12 protein-coding genes are annotated in these 16,401 nt (G+C 72.6%); 7 read left to right on the top strand and 5 right to left on the bottom strand.

Features of this window, described 5'->3' with window-relative positions; translation table 11 throughout:
- Nucleotides 1-51 precede the first annotated feature (51 nt).
- Both A6A29_RS05010 and A6A29_RS05015 read left to right on the top strand, forming a co-directional pair.
- Nucleotides 52-2,565 carry a helicase C-terminal domain-containing protein gene (locus tag A6A29_RS05010; RefSeq protein WP_073718642.1) on the top strand — a complete coding sequence of 838 codons (2,514 nt, stop codon included), beginning with the start codon at nucleotides 52-54 and terminating at the stop codon, nucleotides 2,563-2,565.
- Nucleotides 2,566-2,927: 362 nt separating this feature from the next.
- A complete protein-coding gene (locus tag A6A29_RS05015) occupies nucleotides 2,928-4,571 on the top strand; it encodes a DNA repair helicase XPB (protein ID WP_073718643.1) in 1,644 nt (547 codons plus the stop codon).
- Nucleotides 4,572-4,780: 209 nt separating this feature from the next.
- Here A6A29_RS05015 and A6A29_RS05020 read toward each other — a convergent pair whose 3' ends face one another.
- A complete protein-coding gene (locus A6A29_RS05020) occupies nucleotides 4,781-4,969 on the bottom strand; it encodes a hypothetical protein (RefSeq protein ID WP_073718644.1) in 189 nt (62 codons plus the stop codon).
- Nucleotides 4,970-5,385: 416 nt separating this feature from the next.
- Between A6A29_RS05020 and A6A29_RS05025 the strand changes: the two genes are divergently transcribed.
- On the top strand, nucleotides 5,386-7,458 hold the full coding sequence (locus A6A29_RS05025) for a HelD family protein (RefSeq protein ID WP_073718645.1): 2,073 nt from the start codon (nucleotides 5,386-5,388) through the stop codon (nucleotides 7,456-7,458).
- A 231-nt stretch (nucleotides 7,459-7,689) separates the two neighbouring features.
- Here the strand turns inward: A6A29_RS05025 and A6A29_RS05030 are convergent, their stop codons facing one another.
- The gene (locus A6A29_RS05030; RefSeq protein ID WP_073718646.1) at nucleotides 7,690-8,379 is read right to left on the bottom strand and encodes a copper homeostasis protein CutC; all 690 of its coding nucleotides are present in this window, start codon (nucleotides 8,377-8,379) and stop codon (nucleotides 7,690-7,692) included.
- Between the two features lie 251 nt (nucleotides 8,380-8,630).
- Here A6A29_RS05030 and A6A29_RS05035 point away from each other — a divergent pair, with 251 nt between their 5' ends.
- Nucleotides 8,631-10,922 (top strand): heavy metal translocating P-type ATPase, encoded by a 2,292-nt coding sequence (locus A6A29_RS05035; RefSeq protein WP_073718647.1) that lies wholly within the window; start codon nucleotides 8,631-8,633, stop codon nucleotides 10,920-10,922.
- Between the two features lie 102 nt (nucleotides 10,923-11,024).
- Here the strand turns inward: A6A29_RS05035 and A6A29_RS05040 are convergent, their stop codons facing one another.
- Genes A6A29_RS05040 through A6A29_RS05050 form a run of 3 tightly spaced genes read right to left on the bottom strand, consistent with a single transcriptional unit; the run spans nucleotide 11,025 to nucleotide 13,416 of the window.
- Nucleotides 11,025-11,888 carry a biotin-dependent carboxyltransferase family protein gene (locus tag A6A29_RS05040; RefSeq protein WP_073718648.1) on the bottom strand — a complete coding sequence of 288 codons (864 nt, stop codon included), beginning with the start codon at nucleotides 11,886-11,888 and terminating at the stop codon, nucleotides 11,025-11,027.
- Entirely contained in the window at nucleotides 11,885-12,643 is a 759-nt protein-coding gene (locus tag A6A29_RS05045) for a 5-oxoprolinase subunit B family protein (protein ID WP_241838320.1), read from the bottom strand. The genes A6A29_RS05040 and A6A29_RS05045 overlap by 4 nt, the downstream gene beginning before the upstream one ends.
- A gap of 23 nt (nucleotides 12,644-12,666) precedes the next feature.
- Entirely contained in the window at nucleotides 12,667-13,416 is a 750-nt protein-coding gene (locus tag A6A29_RS05050; protein WP_073719006.1) for a LamB/YcsF family protein, read from the bottom strand.
- A 146-nt stretch (nucleotides 13,417-13,562) separates the two neighbouring features.
- Between A6A29_RS05050 and A6A29_RS05055 the strand changes: the two genes are divergently transcribed.
- From A6A29_RS05055 to A6A29_RS05065, 3 genes are all read left to right on the top strand, one after another.
- Nucleotides 13,563-14,315, top strand: coding sequence for a GntR family transcriptional regulator (locus tag A6A29_RS05055; RefSeq protein WP_073719007.1), 753 nt, complete (start codon nucleotides 13,563-13,565; stop codon nucleotides 14,313-14,315).
- Nucleotides 14,316-14,612: 297 nt separating this feature from the next.
- Nucleotides 14,613-15,344, top strand: a complete 732-nt coding sequence (locus A6A29_RS05060) for a DUF969 domain-containing protein (RefSeq protein WP_073718649.1) — start codon at nucleotides 14,613-14,615, stop codon at nucleotides 15,342-15,344.
- Entirely contained in the window at nucleotides 15,341-16,309 is a 969-nt protein-coding gene (locus A6A29_RS05065) for a DUF979 domain-containing protein (protein ID WP_073718650.1), read from the top strand. Before A6A29_RS05060 ends, A6A29_RS05065 begins: the two co-directional genes overlap by 4 nt.
- Nucleotides 16,310-16,401 lie beyond the last annotated feature (92 nt).

Consider the following 16,401-nt stretch of genomic DNA (forward strand, 5'->3'; position numbering starts at 1 on the left):
CTCTACCGGCCCTGCCCCGACGGTAGCGTTCCAGGGGCTACCGTGGGACGGATGGGGACGACCACACCACCGCGCACGCTCGCCGAAGCTCTGCGCGCCCGGGGCGACGAATCGCTGGCCGGGCTGCTGCGTGCCCGCCCCGATCTCCTCAGCCCCGTACCGAACGACATCACCCAGCTCGCGACGAGAGCGGGCACGCGTGCCTCCGTCGTCCGCGCACTGGAACACCTCGACCGGTTCACGCTCCAGACCGCGGAGGCGCTGGCCGTGGCGCCCGACCCGGCGCCGTACGACACGCTGCTCTCGCTGCTCACCGGTGACGGCCAGGACGACGGCGACCACCGCGACGACGCGGGCACCGCGATCACCGCCGCGCTGCCCGCCGCCCTGGCGACCCTGCGCGAACAGGCCCTCGTCTGGGGTGAGGACGACCGGCTGCGCCTGGTCCGCACGGCCCGGGAACTGCTCGCCCCGTCCCCGCAGCACCCCTCCCCCACCGGTCTCGGCCCGACCGTCGCCGAGGCGACGGCCGGCATGTCGCCCGGCCGGCTCCAGGAGATCCTGACCGCGGTCGGGCTGCCCGCCACCCACGACCCGGTCTCGGCCGTCACCGCGCTGGCCGGGCTGTTCACGGACCGGACCAGGATGGCGGCGCTGCTGGACACCGCCCCGGTCGAGGCGCTGTCCGTGCTGGACCGGCTGGTGTGGGGGCCGCCGTACGGGGAGATCACACCGAACCCCGCGCCGCCCGTGCGGTGGCTGCGCGATCGGGGGCTGCTGCTGCCGGTGTCGACGCGCACCGTCGTGCTGCCGCGCGAGGCGGCGCTGCATCTGCGGGCCGGGCGCGCCCACCGCGTACCGGAGCCGGTGCCACCGGTCGTCGCGGCGGCCGCCGAACGTGATCCCCAGGCTGTGGACAGCGCGGCGGCCGGTCAGGCGTTCATGGCCCTGTCCACGATCGAGGACCTGCTGAAGCTCTGGAACGGCGGCGGCCCCGCGATCCTGCGCGCGGGCGGGCTGAGCGTGCGCGAACTGAAGCGGGCCGCCAACGCGATGGACGTGTCGGAGCCGATCGCCGCGTTCTGGGTGGAACTCGCCTACGCGGCCGGGCTGCTGGCCGCCGACGGGGAGAGCGACGAGCGGTACGCGGCGACACCGGCCTACGACGACTGGCTGGAACTCCCCGCCCAGGACCGCTGGGCACAGCTCGCCGCCGCCTGGCTCTCCGCCACCCGCACCGCCGGTCTGGTCGGCGGCCAGGACGCCAAGGGCCGGGCGCTGTCCGCCCTGGGACCCGAACTGGACCGCTCGGCCGCGCCGGAGGTACGCCACCGGGTGCTGGCCCTGTTCGCCGCGCTGCCGCCGGGCACCGCGCCCGACCCGGTGACGCTGCTGGCCCGGCTGCGCTGGGAACGCCCCCTGCGCGGAGGCGCGCGAACCCCTGGTGCGCCCGGGGTCCCCCGTACCGCCGAAGCCTCGCCCTCCTCGCCGGGGGACACCTCCGACCTGCGGTCCCGGCTCGCCCTGTGGACGGTCAACGAGGCGGAACTGCTGGGCATCACGGGCCGGGGCGCCCTCTCCTCGCAGGCCCGCGCGCTGCTGACCGACGGACCCGCCGCGGCCGCCGCCCGGCTCGCCCCGCTGATCCCCGAACCGCTCAGCCATGTCCTGCTCCAGGCCGACCTGACGGCCGTCGCCCCCGGACCGCTGGAACGCCCGCTGGCGGAGACGCTGTCGGTCCTCGCGGACGTCGAGTCCAAGGGCGGCGCGACGGTGTACCGCTTCACGCCCGGTTCCGTGCGCCGCGCGCTGGACGCCGGGCAGGCCGCCTCCGACCTGCACGCGTTCCTGGCCGCGCACAGCCGTACGCCGGTGCCCCAGCCGCTCAGCTACCTCATCGACGACGTGGCCCGGCGCCACGGCCATCTGCGGATCGGCGCCGCCTCCGCGTACGTGCGCTGCGACGACGAGGCCGTACTGAACGAGATCCTCGCCGACAAGCGCTCGGCCACCCTGCGGCTGCGCCGGCTCGCGCCGACCGTGCTGGCCGCCCAGAGCGACCCGGCGTCCCTGCTCGAAGGGCTGCGCGAGATGGGCTACGCCCCGGCCGCCGAGTCCGCCGAGGGCGACGTCCTGATCACCCGGGCGGGCGCCCGCCGCACCCCTCCCCGTACGGCCCCCGTGCCCGTGCCCGAGGGCCCGCCCGTACCCGACGGGACACTGCTGGGCGCGGCGGTGCGGGCGATCCGGGCCGGGGACACGGCCGCGACGGTCGTCCGCAAGGACACCGGGGAGGGCCCCGCCGCCCCGACGGCCGCGGGCTCCCTGCCCCGTACGACGTCGGCGGAGACCCTGGCCACGGTCCAGGCCGCCGCCATGACGGGCTCGGCGGTCTGGATCGGCTACGTCAACGCCGAGGGCGCGGCCAGCCAGCGGGTGATCGCGCCGGTCCGGGTGGAGGGCGGCTTCGTCACGGCGTACGACCACACGGCCGACGAGGTCCGCACCTATCCGCTGCACCGCATCACGGGCGTGGCGGAACTGGCCGACGACGCGAAGCCGTAGCACCTGCCGGTATGGCTCAGGCGGGGTCCATGCCGCGGAAGCGCCCGTACGTATCCGAGCCCGTGGCGCCTCTGTTCCACTTGCCGGTCAGAGTGTCGCCGCTCCGGTCCGGATGGCCGCCCCGGTCCTTGCTCGCGACCCGCTTCCCGCCTGCTCGCACAGGCGCGTGACCTCCGAGAAGTCGCCGCTCCCGTCCTTCTGACACAGGAGACGGCGTTGATCCGGCCCACGGCCTCACCGCCCCGCCGTACCCGCGGTCGGCGGGGCTCTGTGGCCCGAGCCACGCACCATCCGGCCCGCATGCGGCACACTGGACGTTTGGCCACATCGGTGGCCGCCCCCCGCAGAAAGGGCCGAAGCGCGTGACCGGACCCCTCATCGTCCAGAGCGACAAGACGCTGCTCCTCGAAGTCGATCACGAGCAGGCGGACGCCTGCCGCCGGGTGATCGCGCCCTTCGCGGAGCTGGAGCGTGCGCCCGAGCACATCCATACGTACCGGTTGACCCCGCTCGGGCTGTGGAACGCCCGCGCCGCCGGGCACGACGCCGAGCAGGTCGTCGACGCGCTGGTGGAGTACTCCCGCTACCCCGTGCCGCACGCGCTGCTCGTCGACATCGCCGAGACGATGGCGCGGTACGGGCGCCTCACCCTGTCCAAGCACCCGGTGCACGGTCTGGTGCTGACCAGCACCGACCGGCCCGTGCTGGAGGAGATCCTCCGGTCGAAGAAGGTCGCGCCGCTGGTCGGCGCCCGGATCGACCCGGACACCGTGGCCGTGCACCCCTCCGAGCGCGGGCAGATCAAGCAGACGCTGCTGAAGCTGGGCTGGCCGGCCGAGGACCTCGCCGGTTACGTGGACGGCGAGGCGCACCCCATCGAGCTGGACCAGGACGGCTGGGCGCTGCGGCCCTACCAGAGGCAGGCCGTCGAAGGGTTCTGGCACGGCGGGTCCGGAGTCGTCGTGCTGCCCTGTGGTGCGGGGAAGACACTGGTCGGCGCCGGGGCGATGGCCGAGGCCAAGGCGACCACACTGATCCTGGTCACCAACACCGTCTCGGCCCGGCAGTGGAAGCACGAGCTGGTGAAGCGGACCTCACTGACCGAGGAGGAGATCGGCGAGTACAGCGGTACGCGCAAGGAGATCCGGCCGGTCACCATCGCCACGTACCAAGTGCTCACGACGCGGCGCAAGGGCATCTACCCGCATCTGGAGCTCTTCGACTCGCGCGACTGGGGCCTCGTCATCTACGACGAGGTGCATCTGCTGCCCGCCCCCGTCTTCAAGTTCACCGCCGACCTCCAGGCCCGGCGGCGGCTCGGGCTCACCGCGACGCTGGTGCGTGAGGACGGCCGCGAGTCGGACGTCTTCTCGCTCATCGGGCCCAAGCGGTTCGACGCCCCGTGGAAGGAGATCGAGGCGCAGGGCTACATCGCGCCCGCCGACTGCGTCGAGGTCCGGGTCAATCTCACGGACGCGGAGCGGCTCGCGTACGCGACGGCCGAGGCGGAGGAGAAGTACCGGTTCTGCGCCACCACCGCGACCAAGCGGAAGGTGACGGAGGCGCTGGTGCGCAAGCATCAGGGCGAGCAGACCCTCGTCATCGGGCAGTACATCGATCAGCTCGACGAGCTCGGCGAACACCTGGACGCGCCCGTCATCAAGGGCGAGACCAGCAACGCGCAGCGCGAGAAGCTCTTCGACGCGTTCCGGCAGGGCGAGATCAGCGTCCTCGTCGTGTCGAAGGTCGCCAACTTCTCCATCGACCTGCCGGAGGCCACCGTCGCCATTCAGGTGTCGGGCACGTTCGGGTCACGTCAGGAGGAGGCCCAGCGGCTGGGCCGGGTGCTGCGGCCGAAGGCCGACGGGCACGAGGCGCGGTTCTACTCGGTGGTCGCCCGCGACACGATCGACCAGGACTTCGCCGCACACCGCCAGCGGTTCCTGGCCGAGCAGGGGTACGCGTACCGGATCGTCGACGCGGACGAGCTGCTGACCGACAACTGAGCGGCGCGGCCGGGCGAAGGGGGCGAGGGCCGCGGCTCGGGGGTGGCCGCACGGAGCGGCCGAGCGGCGCGGCCGGGCCGGGTGGCGGGGGTGCCGAGGGCGGGGACGGGGGCGGCTGCGCGGCGCCTGCGGCCTCGCACTCACGCCGGAGCGATCTACGTACGCACGCGGGAGGGATCTGCGTACACGCGCAAGAAGGATCTACGTACTCATCGTGTGCGGCGGACTCCCGCCTCCTCCGCGTACTCCCCCAGGACGACGACGCCGAAGGCCGATTGCGCGAAGACCTTGACGGCGCGCAGCGCGTCGCCGACACGGTGGGGCCGGTGGTGACCGGTGGCCGCGGTCGCGCCGTGCGCGGGGCCGGTCCTGCGTGGGTTCAGGGTGACTGTGCTCATGTATCCATGGTGCTCCGGCCACCCCCGTGAACGCGTCGGTCTGCGGGCGGAACCGGCCGCCCCCACGGGTAGACCTCCGGTCGCACGCCGTCCCCTACGGGTTACCGACCCGCCGTACGCCCACCGGCCGATACCGTCCGGGCCACGAACGTGCGGACACCGTTCGCGGATACCGTTTCGACGGGACGGGCGGTGATCGATACAATCGCCGGTCTGCCCGCCTCCCGCACCGTGGTACCGGCCTCATGCCGGCAGCCGGGGGAGCGCCGTCGGCCGGACGGAAACCGGCCGACAGCCCGTACGCGCGTCCCCGCGCGTACCCCATGCGAACGCCCCTTGAGAGCGGACCGCCCGACTCCGTCGTCACCGGAGCGGCACGGTCCGCCGCCCTGCGTTGAAGAGCCGGAGGCAACACCGTGCCCGCGCACGTAGCAGAAAGCGATTCCACCACCGACCCCCTGGCACACGAACGCGCCCATCTCGCCGCGTCCCGCGCCGCCCTGCGCGCCATGCGCGAGGACGTCCAGGCCCTCGACATCCGCGATGTCACCGCGAACTGGGTCAACGCTGTCGTGCTCCAGGCCCAGATCGACGACCGCATCAAAGCGCTCGCCGACCTCTCCCACACCCCGCTGTTCTTCGGCCGCCTCGACTATCTGCACCCGGTCGGCGGCGAACTCGCCGAGGGCGCGGAGGGCGAGCAGTTCTACATCGGGCGGCGTCATGTGCACGACGCCGTCGGAGACCCGATGGTCATCGACTGGCGTGCGCCGGTCTCCCAGCCGTACTACCAGGCGTCCCCGAAGAATCCCCAGGACGTCGGTCTGCGCCGCCGGTTCGGTTACACCGCCGGCGAGCTGACCGCGTACGAGGACGAGCACCTCACCGACCCGACGGAGGCCGCGCGGACCAGCAGGCTCCTCCAGACGGAGATCGAGCGGCCTCGCGTCGGGCCGATGCGCGACATCGTGGCCACGATCCAGCCCGAGCAGGACGAGATCGTCCGCAGTGACCTGGGCGGCACGGTCTGCGTCCAGGGAGGTCCCGGCACCGGCAAGACCGCCGTCGGCCTGCACCGTGTCGCGTACCTGCTCTACGCGCACCGCGACCGGCTCGCGCGCACCGGCACGCTCGTCATCGGGCCGAACCGGTCCTTCCTGCACTACATCGAACAGGTCCTCCCCGCCCTGGGCGAGCTGGAGGTGAAGCAGGCCACCGTCGACGACCTGGTGACGGCGCACGTCGAGGTCCGGGGCACGGACGAGGCGGCCACCGCCGTCATCAAGGGCGACGCCCGGATGGCACAGCTGCTGCGGCGGGCGATCCGTTCGCATGTGACGCCGCCGACGGAACCGGTCGTGGTGGTGCGCGGGTCGCGCCGCTGGCGGGTGCCCGCGTACGAGCTGGCGGAGATGGTCGACGAACTGCTCGCCCGCGACATGCGGTACGGCGCCGCCCACGAGGCGCTGCCGCAACGGATCGCGCACTCCGTCCTCGTACGGATGGAGGAGGCCGGCGAGGCTCCCGACGACCGGGTGCAGAACGCGGTGGCCCGCAATCCCTCGGTGAAGGCGGCCGTGAAGGCGATCTGGCCCGCGGTGGACCCGGCGAAGCTGGTGCTGCGGCTGCTGTCGGACGCGGAGTTCCTGGCCGCTCACGCGGAGGGGCTGCTCAGCGAGGACGAGCAGAAGCGGATCCTCTGGGCGAAGCCCGCCCGGAGCGTGAAGTCCGTGAAGTGGTCGGCGGCGGACGCGGTGCTGATCGACGAGGCCGGTGACCTGGTGGCCCGTACGCACTCGCTCGGCCATGTCGTCCTCGACGAGGCGCAGGACCTGTCCCCGATGCAGTACCGGGCGGTGGGGCGCCGCTGTTCGACCGGTTCGGCGACCGTGCTCGGCGACCTCGCGCAGGGGACGACGCCATGGTCGACGGAGAGCTGGGCGCAGGCGCTGTTCCACCTCGGCAAGGCGGACGCGGTGGTCGAGGAGCTGACCGCGGGCTTCCGTGTGCCGCGCGAGGTGATCGCGTACGCCTCTCGGCTGCTGCCGGAGATCTCACCGGGCCTGGCGGCGGTCGAGTCGGTACGTGAGTCGCCGGGCTCGCTCGTCGTACGGGAGGTGGCGGGCGCGGACGTCCTGGACGCGGCGGTCGTCGCGGCGTGCGAGGAGTCGCTGGGTCATGAGGGGTCGATCGGGCTGATCGCGGCCGACGCCCGGATTCCGGCACTGGCCGAGGCGCTGACGGCGGCGGGGCACGCGTATCTGTCCCCCGGCGAGGAGACGACCGCCGCGTCACGGCTGACGCTGGTGCCCGCGTCGCTGGCGAAGGGCCTGGAGTACGACTACGTGGTGCTCGACGAACCGGCGGCGGTGGTCGACGGTGAGCCGGACGAGCGGACGGGGCTGCGGCGGCTGTATGTGGCGCTCACCCGGGCTGTGTCGGGGCTGACGGTGCTGCATGCGGGGGGGTTGCCGGGGGCGCTGCGGTAGGGGGGCGGGGGCGCCTGCGGTAGGTGGGGCGGGGGCGCCTGCGGCGGGGCTATCCCCTACCCGCCCCTTCCCGAAACCGGGGGCCTCGCCCCCGGGCCCCCTTTTTGTCCTCAATCGCCGGACGGGCTTGAGGTGGCCGGACGGGCTTGAGGTGGCCGGACGGGCTTGAGGTGGCCGAAGTCGCCCCCGCTCCTCAAGCCCCTCCGGCACTTGAGGAGCGGAACCGGTGCGTCAGCCGTCGAGGGCCTCGCGCCACTCGCGTACCGCTGCCGAGGCCACCGGGTGCGACCAGCCCCGCGGACGGGCGGCGCCGCCGATGTGGACCGCGTCGACGCCCGCCGCGAGCAGGCGCGGCAGGTGGTGGAGGTGGAGGCCGCCGCCGACCAGGATCTGCGGCTCGTAGCCCGGCTCGCGCGTGCGGGCCGCCTCGGCGAGGAGTGTCGGGATGCCCTCGTCGACCCCGGCGGCCGAGCCCGCGGTGAGGTACGTGTCGAGGCCGGGCAGGTCCGCGAGCTGCTTGCGCAGGGCGTCGCGGTCCGTGGCCCGGTCGATGGCACGGTGGAAGGTCCACCGGCAGCCGTCCAGCTCCGCGAGAATCCGCTCGACGGTCACGAGGTCGGGGTAACCCTCCTCGTCCAGGAAGCCGAAGACGAACTCGTCGGCGCCCTCCGCCCGCATCTCCCGCACCTTCTCCAGCAGGAGGTCGATGTCACCGGCGGCGAATCCGTCGACCACCCTGAGCATCACGCGCAGGGGGATGTCCACGGCGGACCGGATCGCCGCGAAGGTCTCCCGGGACGGGGTCAGGCCGTCGGCCGCCATATCGGTGACCAGTTCGAGGCGGTCTGCACCACCCGTCTGTGCGGCGACCGCGTCCTCAGCGTCGAGGGCGATCACCTCCAGGACTGCACGGTTGCTCATGGATCCCCATTCCTCCAGATAACGGCTATAGGTCTAGTCCAATAGTCAGCCTACGGGTCAGCCACCTGAAGGCGCAGCTCTCCATGTGAACGCGTGATCGCGAAGATACGCGAGCGCACGCCGCAGACGAGTGAAGGCACCACCCCGGAACCCTCCCCGGAACCACTTGCCTTTTACACCCCTCAGGGGTATACATGAGGCAGTAACAGATACCCCCTAGGGGTATCCAGGACCACGCCAGGGAGGAACCCGTGTCCGCGCACCCCGCCGCACCCGCAGCCAGCAACGCGGCCCGTACCGCCGGCGCCGCAGCAGAGGTCGAGCTCGCCATCGGTGGCATGACCTGCGCCTCCTGCGCGGCCCGCATCGAAAAGAAGCTGAACCGGATGGACGGCGTCGAGGCCACCGTCAACTACGCCACGGAGAAGGCCAAGGTCAGCTACCGGGGCGCGGACATCTCCGTAGAGGATCTGATCGCCACCGTCGAAGCCACCGGGTACACCGCGCAGGAGCCCGCCCCGGTCTCACGCGCCGGGGACGACAGTCCCGGCGAGAGTGCCGAGGACGACGCGCTGCGGCCCCTGCGGCAGCGGCTCCTCACCGCCGTGGCGCTCGCCGTGCCGGTCATCGCGATGGCGATGATCCCGGCCCTCCAGTTCGACTACTGGCAGTGGCTCTCGCTGACCCTCACCGCGCCCGTCGTCACGTACGCCGCCTGGCCGTTCCACCGCGCCGCCTGGACCAACGCCAAGCACGGCGCGGCCACCATGGACACCCTGATCTCGGTCGGTACGTCGGCCGCGTTCCTGTGGTCGCTGTGGGCCCTGTTCTTCGGCACGGCGGGCATGGTCGGCATGACCCACCCGTTCGAGCTGACCATCGGCCGCAGCGACGGCGCCGGGAACATCTATCTCGAAGCCGCCGCCGGGGTCACGGCCTTCATCCTGGCAGGGCGCTACTTCGAGGCCCGCTCCAAGCGGAAGGCGGGCGCCGCGCTCAAGGCGCTCCTGGAACTGGGCGCCAAGGAGGTCACCGTTCTGCGCGACGGCCGCGAGGTGACCGTGCCGACCGCCGACCTCCAGGCCGGTGACCGCTTCCTGGTCCGTCCCGGCGAGAAGATCGCCACCGACGGCATCGTGATCGAGGGCGCCTCGGCCGTCGACGCCTCCATGCTCACCGGCGAGTCCGTCCCCGTGGAGGTCGGCGTCGGCGACTCCGTCACCGGAGCCACGCTCAACGCGGGCGGCCGGCTCGTCGTGGAGGCGACCCGGGTCGGCTCCGACACCCAGCTCGCCCGGATGGCGAAGCTGGTCGAGGACGCCCAGAACGGCAAGGCCGCTGCCCAGCGCCTCGCCGACCGGATCTCCGCCGTCTTCGTCCCCATCGTGATCGCCCTGGCGCTCGGCACCCTCGGCTTCTGGCTCGGCAACGGGGCGGGACTCACCGCCGCGTTCACCGCCGCCGTCGCCGTCCTGATCATCGCCTGCCCCTGCGCCCTCGGACTCGCCACCCCGACCGCCCTCATGGTCGGCACCGGACGCGGCGCCCAGCTCGGCATCCTCATCAAGGGGCCCGAAGTCCTCGAAACCACCCGCCGTGTCGACACCATCGTGCTCGACAAGACGGGCACCGTCACCACCGGCAAGATGACACTCCTCGCCGTCCACACCGCCGAAGGCACCACCCAAACCGACGTCCTGCGCCTCGCCGGAGCCCTGGAACACTCCTCCGAACACCCCATCGCCCAAGCCGTCGCCGCCGGAGCCACCGCCGAAGTCGGCGAACTCCCCACCCCCGAGGACTTCGCCAACGTCCCCGGTCTCGGAGTCCAGGGCATCGTCGAGGGCCACGCGGTGCTGGTGGGCCGCGAGAAGCTCCTGGCGCAGTGGGAGATCCACCTCACGGTGGAGCTGGAGCGCCTGAAGCTGCAGGCGGAGGCCGCGGGCCGTACAGCGATCGCGGTCGCCTGGGACGGCGAGGCGCGGGCGGTCCTGGAGGTGGCGGACGCGGTCAAGGACACCAGCGCGGAAGCCATCGTCCGGCTGAGGGCCCTCGGGCTCACCCCGATCCTGCTCACCGGTGACAACCGGGCGGTGGCGGAGTCGGTCGCGGCCGAGGTCGGCATCGACGAGGTCTACGCGGAGGTCATGCCGGAGGACAAGGTCGACGTCGTCAAGCGCCTCCAGGCCGAGGGCCGTTCGGTCGCGATGGTCGGCGACGGCGTCAACGACGCGGCCGCCCTCGCCCAGGCCGATCTGGGCCTGGCGATGGGGACCGGGACGGACGCCGCGATCGAGGCCGGTGACCTGACGCTGGTACGGGGCGACCTGAGGGCCGCCGCCGATGCCATCCGGCTGTCGCGCAAGACGCTCGGCACCATCCGGACGAACCTGTTCTGGGCCTTCGCCTACAACGTCGGCGCGCTGCCGCTGGCCGCGGCCGGACTGCTCAACCCGATGATCGCGGGGGCCGCGATGGCCTTCTCCTCGGTCTTCGTGGTCGGCAACTCGCTGCGACTGCGCGGGTTCAAGGCGGGGTCGTAGAAAGCAGATCATAAAAAGCGGAGTCGTAAGAAGCGGGGTCGTAAGAAGCGGGGTCGTAAGAAGCGGGGTCGTAAGAAGCGGGGCGCTGCGACACGAAGGCCCCTACCCGCCCACGACGAACCGGACCCGCGTTCCCGGCACGGCCTGCGCCGCCGCCGGGAGCGCGGGTTCCGGCACGACCCCGACAACCGGGTAACCCCCGGTCGTCGGATGGTCGTTGAGGAACACCACCGGCCGCCCGTCCGGCGGCACCTGAACCGCCCCGAGCACCACGCCCTCGCTGGGCAGCTCCTCCTCGCGGGCCCGCTCCAGAGCCGGGCCCTCGGTGCGCAGGCCGATGCGGTTGCTGTGCGGCGAGACCCGGTACACGGCGGTGGTGAACGTACGCAGCGCGGCGTCGGTGAACCACGTGTGGCGGGGGCCGAGGCTCACGGGGAGCACCAGCTCGGTGGGCGCGGCGGGCCAGGGCACGGCGTCGGGGAGCGGTGGGCCGTACGCCGCCGGGACGCCGAGCGGGAGTACGTCGCCGTCGCGCAGGGGCGGGGGCCCGAGCCCCGAGAGCAGGTCGGCCGAGCGGCTGCCCAGCACCGGTTCCGGCACGAGGCCACCGGCGAACGCCAGATAGCCGCGCAGGCCGGACGCGGCGGGTCCGACGTCGAGGACCGCACCCGCCGGTACGCGTACGGGGGCGCCCCAGGCAACCGGCCGCCCGTCCACCGTCACCCGGCACACCGCACCACCGACGACGGCCACCACGTCCCGGTTCGGACGGACCGCGCAGCCGGTGACCGTGGTCTCCAGGACGGCGGCGCCGGGCGGGTTGCCGGCCAGCCGGTTGACCAGGCGGGCGGCGGGTGCGTCCAGGGCCCCGGCCCGGCCCACCCCGAGATGCGCCCAGCCGGTCCGCCCCTCGTCCTGCACGGTGGTCAGGGCACCGGCCCGGATCACATCGAGTACATGGGTCATCGACGCGCCTCCACCGCAACGTCCACGTCCCGCTCGGTCATCCGCTCCACCGTCGCGTCCCCCGTCCTCGTCCCCGTACCCGTCCCCGCCGCCGCCGCGACGAACCTCACCCGCGTGCCCGGTCCCAGGAGCGCCGCCGGTTCGCGGGCCGGGTCCCACAAGGTGTCCGGGTCCGGCATCCGGCCGATGAGCTGCCAGCCGCCGGGCGAGGGACGCGGATAGACCCCGGTGTAGGGCCCGGCGAGGGCCAACGCCCCGGCCGGAACCTTGGTGCGCGGGGTCGTACGCCGGGGCACGTGCAACCGCTCGGGCAGCCCGGTGAGATACCCGAAGCCGGGCGCGAAGCCGCAGAAGGCCAACCGGAATTCGGTACGGGAGTGGATGCGGGCGACCTCGCCGGCGGCGACGCCCCAGACCGCGGCGACCTCGGCGAGATCCGGGCCGTCGTAGACGACTGGGATCTCCACGGCCGCACCCGTGTCGCGGCGCAGTGGCGGTATCCGCCAGGAGGCGAGCGCGCGGGCGAACCGGGCCATGGCGTCGGGGGTGTGGTCCGCGATGCCGTCGAGGAGGACCGTACGGGCGCCGGGAACGATCTCGCGGACGGCGGGGAGTTCACCGCGGGCGCGGCGGCGGAGCAGTTCGGCGTGGAATGCCTCGGCGTGTTCGCCGCGGGACAGTTCGACCAGGAGTGCCTGCCGCCCGGCGGGGAGCACCTGCACCCCGCCCTCGCCGCCCCCGGCTTCACCGGGCACCCCGGGCACCCCACGCGCCCCGCTCACATGAACGCCCGCACCGAGACGCCCGCCTCTTCCAGCGCCACCCGTACCCGGCGCGCGAGTGCCGCGGCGCCCGGGGTGTCGCCGTGGACGCACAGCGAGCGCGCCGCGACCGGTATCCGGCTGCCGTCGGCGGCGGTCACCGTCCGCTCGACGGCCATCCCGACGCTGCGGCGTACGACCTCGTCCGCGTCGTGCACCACCGCGCCCGGCTCACCGCGCGGGACCAGGGTGCCCCGCGCGGTGTACGCCCGGTCGGCGAAGGCTTCCTGAACGGCGGGCAGGCCCGCGGCCCCGGCGTGGGCGAGCAGCCGGGAGCCGGGCAGACCGAGGACGCCGAGGCCGCCGCCCGCGAGCCGGACGCCCTCGATGACGGCGGCAGCCTGGTCGTCGTCCCACACGGCGCGGTTGTAGAGCGCGCCGTGCGGTTTGACGTACGAGACCGTGGCACCGGCCGCCTCCGCGAAGACCCGCAGAGCACCGATCTGGTACGCGATCTCGGCGGTCAGCTCGGCGGCGGGCACGTCCATCGAGCGTCGTCCGAAACCGGCCAGATCCCGGTACGAGACCTGGGCCCCGATACGTACGCCGCCGGCCGCCGCCGCGTCGCAGACCCGCCGCATCACGGAGGCGTCGCCCGCGTGGAAGCCGCAGGCCACATTGGCGCTGGTGACACAGGCGAGGAGCGCGTCGTCGTCGGTGAGGGTCCAGTGCCCGAAGCCTTCACCGAGGTCCGCGTTGAGATCCATCATCACGGGCGCACGCTAGCGATTGTTCAACAATCTGACAAGGCCCGGTCCGGGGAACGGGACGCCCGTACGGTTCACTGGGCGTGCACAGCACGCACACGCACCACACACGGCACAGCGGACACGGCGACGAGCAGGGGCGGGGCATGGCAGGCGCGACGTCAGGGACCGGGGCGGGAGCAGGGGCGGCGGGGCGGACCGGAACTCCCGATCTCTCCGAACTGGCGGCCGACAGCGCCTCCCTGGCCCGCTCCGGCACCGCCGAACGCGTCGCCGCCATCCTGCGTGACCGGATCTCGCAAGGCTACTTCCCGCCCGGCAGCCGGCTCTCCGAGGAGTCCATCGCCGGTGCGCTCGCCGTGTCCAGGAACACCCTGCGCGAGGCGTTCCGGCTCCTTTCCCACGAGCGCCTCCTGGAACACCGCCTGAACAAGGGTGTCTTCGTCCGCATCCTGGCCGTCGACGATCTGGTGGACATCTACCGCGTACGCCTGCTGGTCGAGTGCGCGGCCCTGCGGGCGCTGGGCGAACCGCCGTACGACGTGACGGAGGTCGAAACCGCCGTGGCCACCGGCGAAAAGGCCGCGCTGGCGGACGACTGGGCCGCCTGCTCGACCGCGAACATCCGTTTCCACCAGGCCCTGGCCGGGCTGGCCGGCAGCGCGCGCACCGACGAACTGATGCGCAACGTCCTGGCCGAGCTGCGACTGGCGTTCCATGTGATGGCCGACCCGCGCCGCTTCCACGAGCCCTACCTGACCCGCAACAGGGAGATCACGGACAAGCTCGCCGCGGGCGACGCGGCGGGCGCCGAACGGCTGCTGGCCTTCTATCTGGAGGACTCCCGCCGCCAGCTCGCGGAGGCGTACGCGGAACGGCTCACGGGCCAGTACAGCTAGCCCGAGGAGCCGCGCGACGGCCCCGACGCGGCACACGGACCCGACGCGGCACACGGCGGGCGGCGGGCGGCGGGCGGCGGGCGGCGGGCGGCGGAAAACGGCCAGACCCCCCTCACTCCGCCCGCACGTACCACCCACCCGGGCGGATCTTGAGCGCACCCCCCGCTTTCCGATCCATGCACCCCGCACTCTTGTGGGCTTGTTCAACAATCGCCTAACGTCTCCGCGATACCTCGTCTGATCAGGACCCTGCGAGCCCCCGTGCCCGCAGGTCCATACGCGGAAGAAGGCCGACGCGTGATCGTTCTCCTCGGCGTGCTCGTGGTGATCCTCGGATTCGCCACCCGCCGCAATCCCCTCCTCGTGGTGGGTGTCGCCGGCATCGTCACGGGCCTGCTCGGCAAGCTCTCCCCGCAGGAGGTGCTGGCCACCTTCGGCGAGAGCTTCGCCTCCGCGCGCTCGGTGACCGTCTTCGTCATCACCCTCCCCGTGATCGGGCTGCTGGAGCGCTACGGACTCCAGGAACAGGCCCGCACGCTGATCGGCAGGCTCGGCAAGCTGACCACCGGCCGCTTCCTGGCCCTGTACCTGCTGATCCGCCAGCTCACCGCCTCCGTCGGCCTCACCAGCATCGGTGGGCCCGCCCAGAGCGTGCGCCCGCTGATCGCCCCGATGGCCGAGGCCGCCGCCGAGGCGAAGGCGGGCGGCCCACTGCCGGAGAAGCTGCGCGAGAAGGTCCGCTCGCACGCCTCCGGGGCGGACACCATCGGCGTCTTCTTCGGCGAGGACTGCTTCATCGCCATCGGCTCGATCCTGCTGATCACCGGGTTCGTCAACTCGACCTACAACCAGCACCTCGAACCCCTGCACCTGGCGCTGTGGGCCATCCCGTCCGCGATATGCGCCTTCCTGATCCATGGCGGACGGCTGCTCAACCTGGACCGTCAGCTGGAGCGCGAACTGGCCGTCGCCGCCGCCGAGAACGAATCGTCGGCGCACGCCGCCCGCCGGACGGAGGACTCCAAGTGATCAAGTCCGAGTACTTCTTCTGGCTCGTCGGCGCAGTGTTCCTCGTCATGGCCGGGCAGATGGCCATGGACCGCACCAACCCCAAACGCTTCGGCTCGGCCGGATTCTGGGGCCTGCTGGGTGCCGCGTTCTTCTACTCCACCGGAGTCGTCGAGGACTCCCTGCCCGCCGAACCCCTCGGCGTCGCCGTCCTGGTCCTGATCGTGCTGGGCGGCTTCGGCCTCACCGGCAAGGGCGAGTCGCGCACCCCCTCGCGCGAGAAGCGCGCCGCGACGGCCGCCCGCTTCGGCAACAAGCTGTTCCTCCCGGCCCTCACCATCCCCGTCGTCGCGATGATCTGCGCGACGCTCGTGAAGGACTGGAAGATCGGCGGCGAACCGGTCCTGGAACCGGGGTACGAGACCATCCTCGGCCTGGGCGTCGGCGCCATCGCCGCCCTGGTCGTCGGCATGGTGGTGCTCCGCGAGCGCAGCATCGCCGTACCCCTGCACTCCGGCCGCAACATGCTCGAATCGATGGGCTGGGCACTGCTCCTGCCGCAGCTCCTCGCCGTCCTCGGCTCGATCTTCCAGTCCGCGGGCGTCGGCGAGCAGGTCCGCAGGATCAGCGAGGCGGTGCTGCCCGAGGGCCAGCAACTGGTGGCCGTGGTGGTCTACTGCGGCGGCATGGCCCTGTTCACCATCGTCATGGGCAACGCGTTCGCGGCCTTCCCGGTGATGACGGCGGCCATCGGCTGGCCGGTCCTGATCGAGCAGATGAACGGCAACGCGCCCGCCGTCCTCGCGATCGGCATGCTCTGCGGCTTCTGCGGCACCCTCGTCACCCCCATGGCCGCCAACTTCAACCTGGTCCCCGCGGCCCTCCTCGAACTCAAGGACCAGTACGGCCCGATCAAGGCACAGCTCCCCACGGCCGCCGCGCTGCTGGTCTGCAACATCGCGATCATGGCGCTGTTCGCCTTCTGAACCGCCGAACCGCCGAACCGCTGTGCCACTGAACCACTGAGGTCGGTGCCTGTTCGCGTCCTGACCCGAGCCGCCGAACAGCCGCCCCGACA

Origin of the sequence: Streptomyces sp. TSRI0281 (genome assembly GCF_001905125.1) — a bacterium.
Taxonomy (GTDB): domain Bacteria; phylum Actinomycetota; class Actinomycetes; order Streptomycetales; family Streptomycetaceae; genus Streptomyces.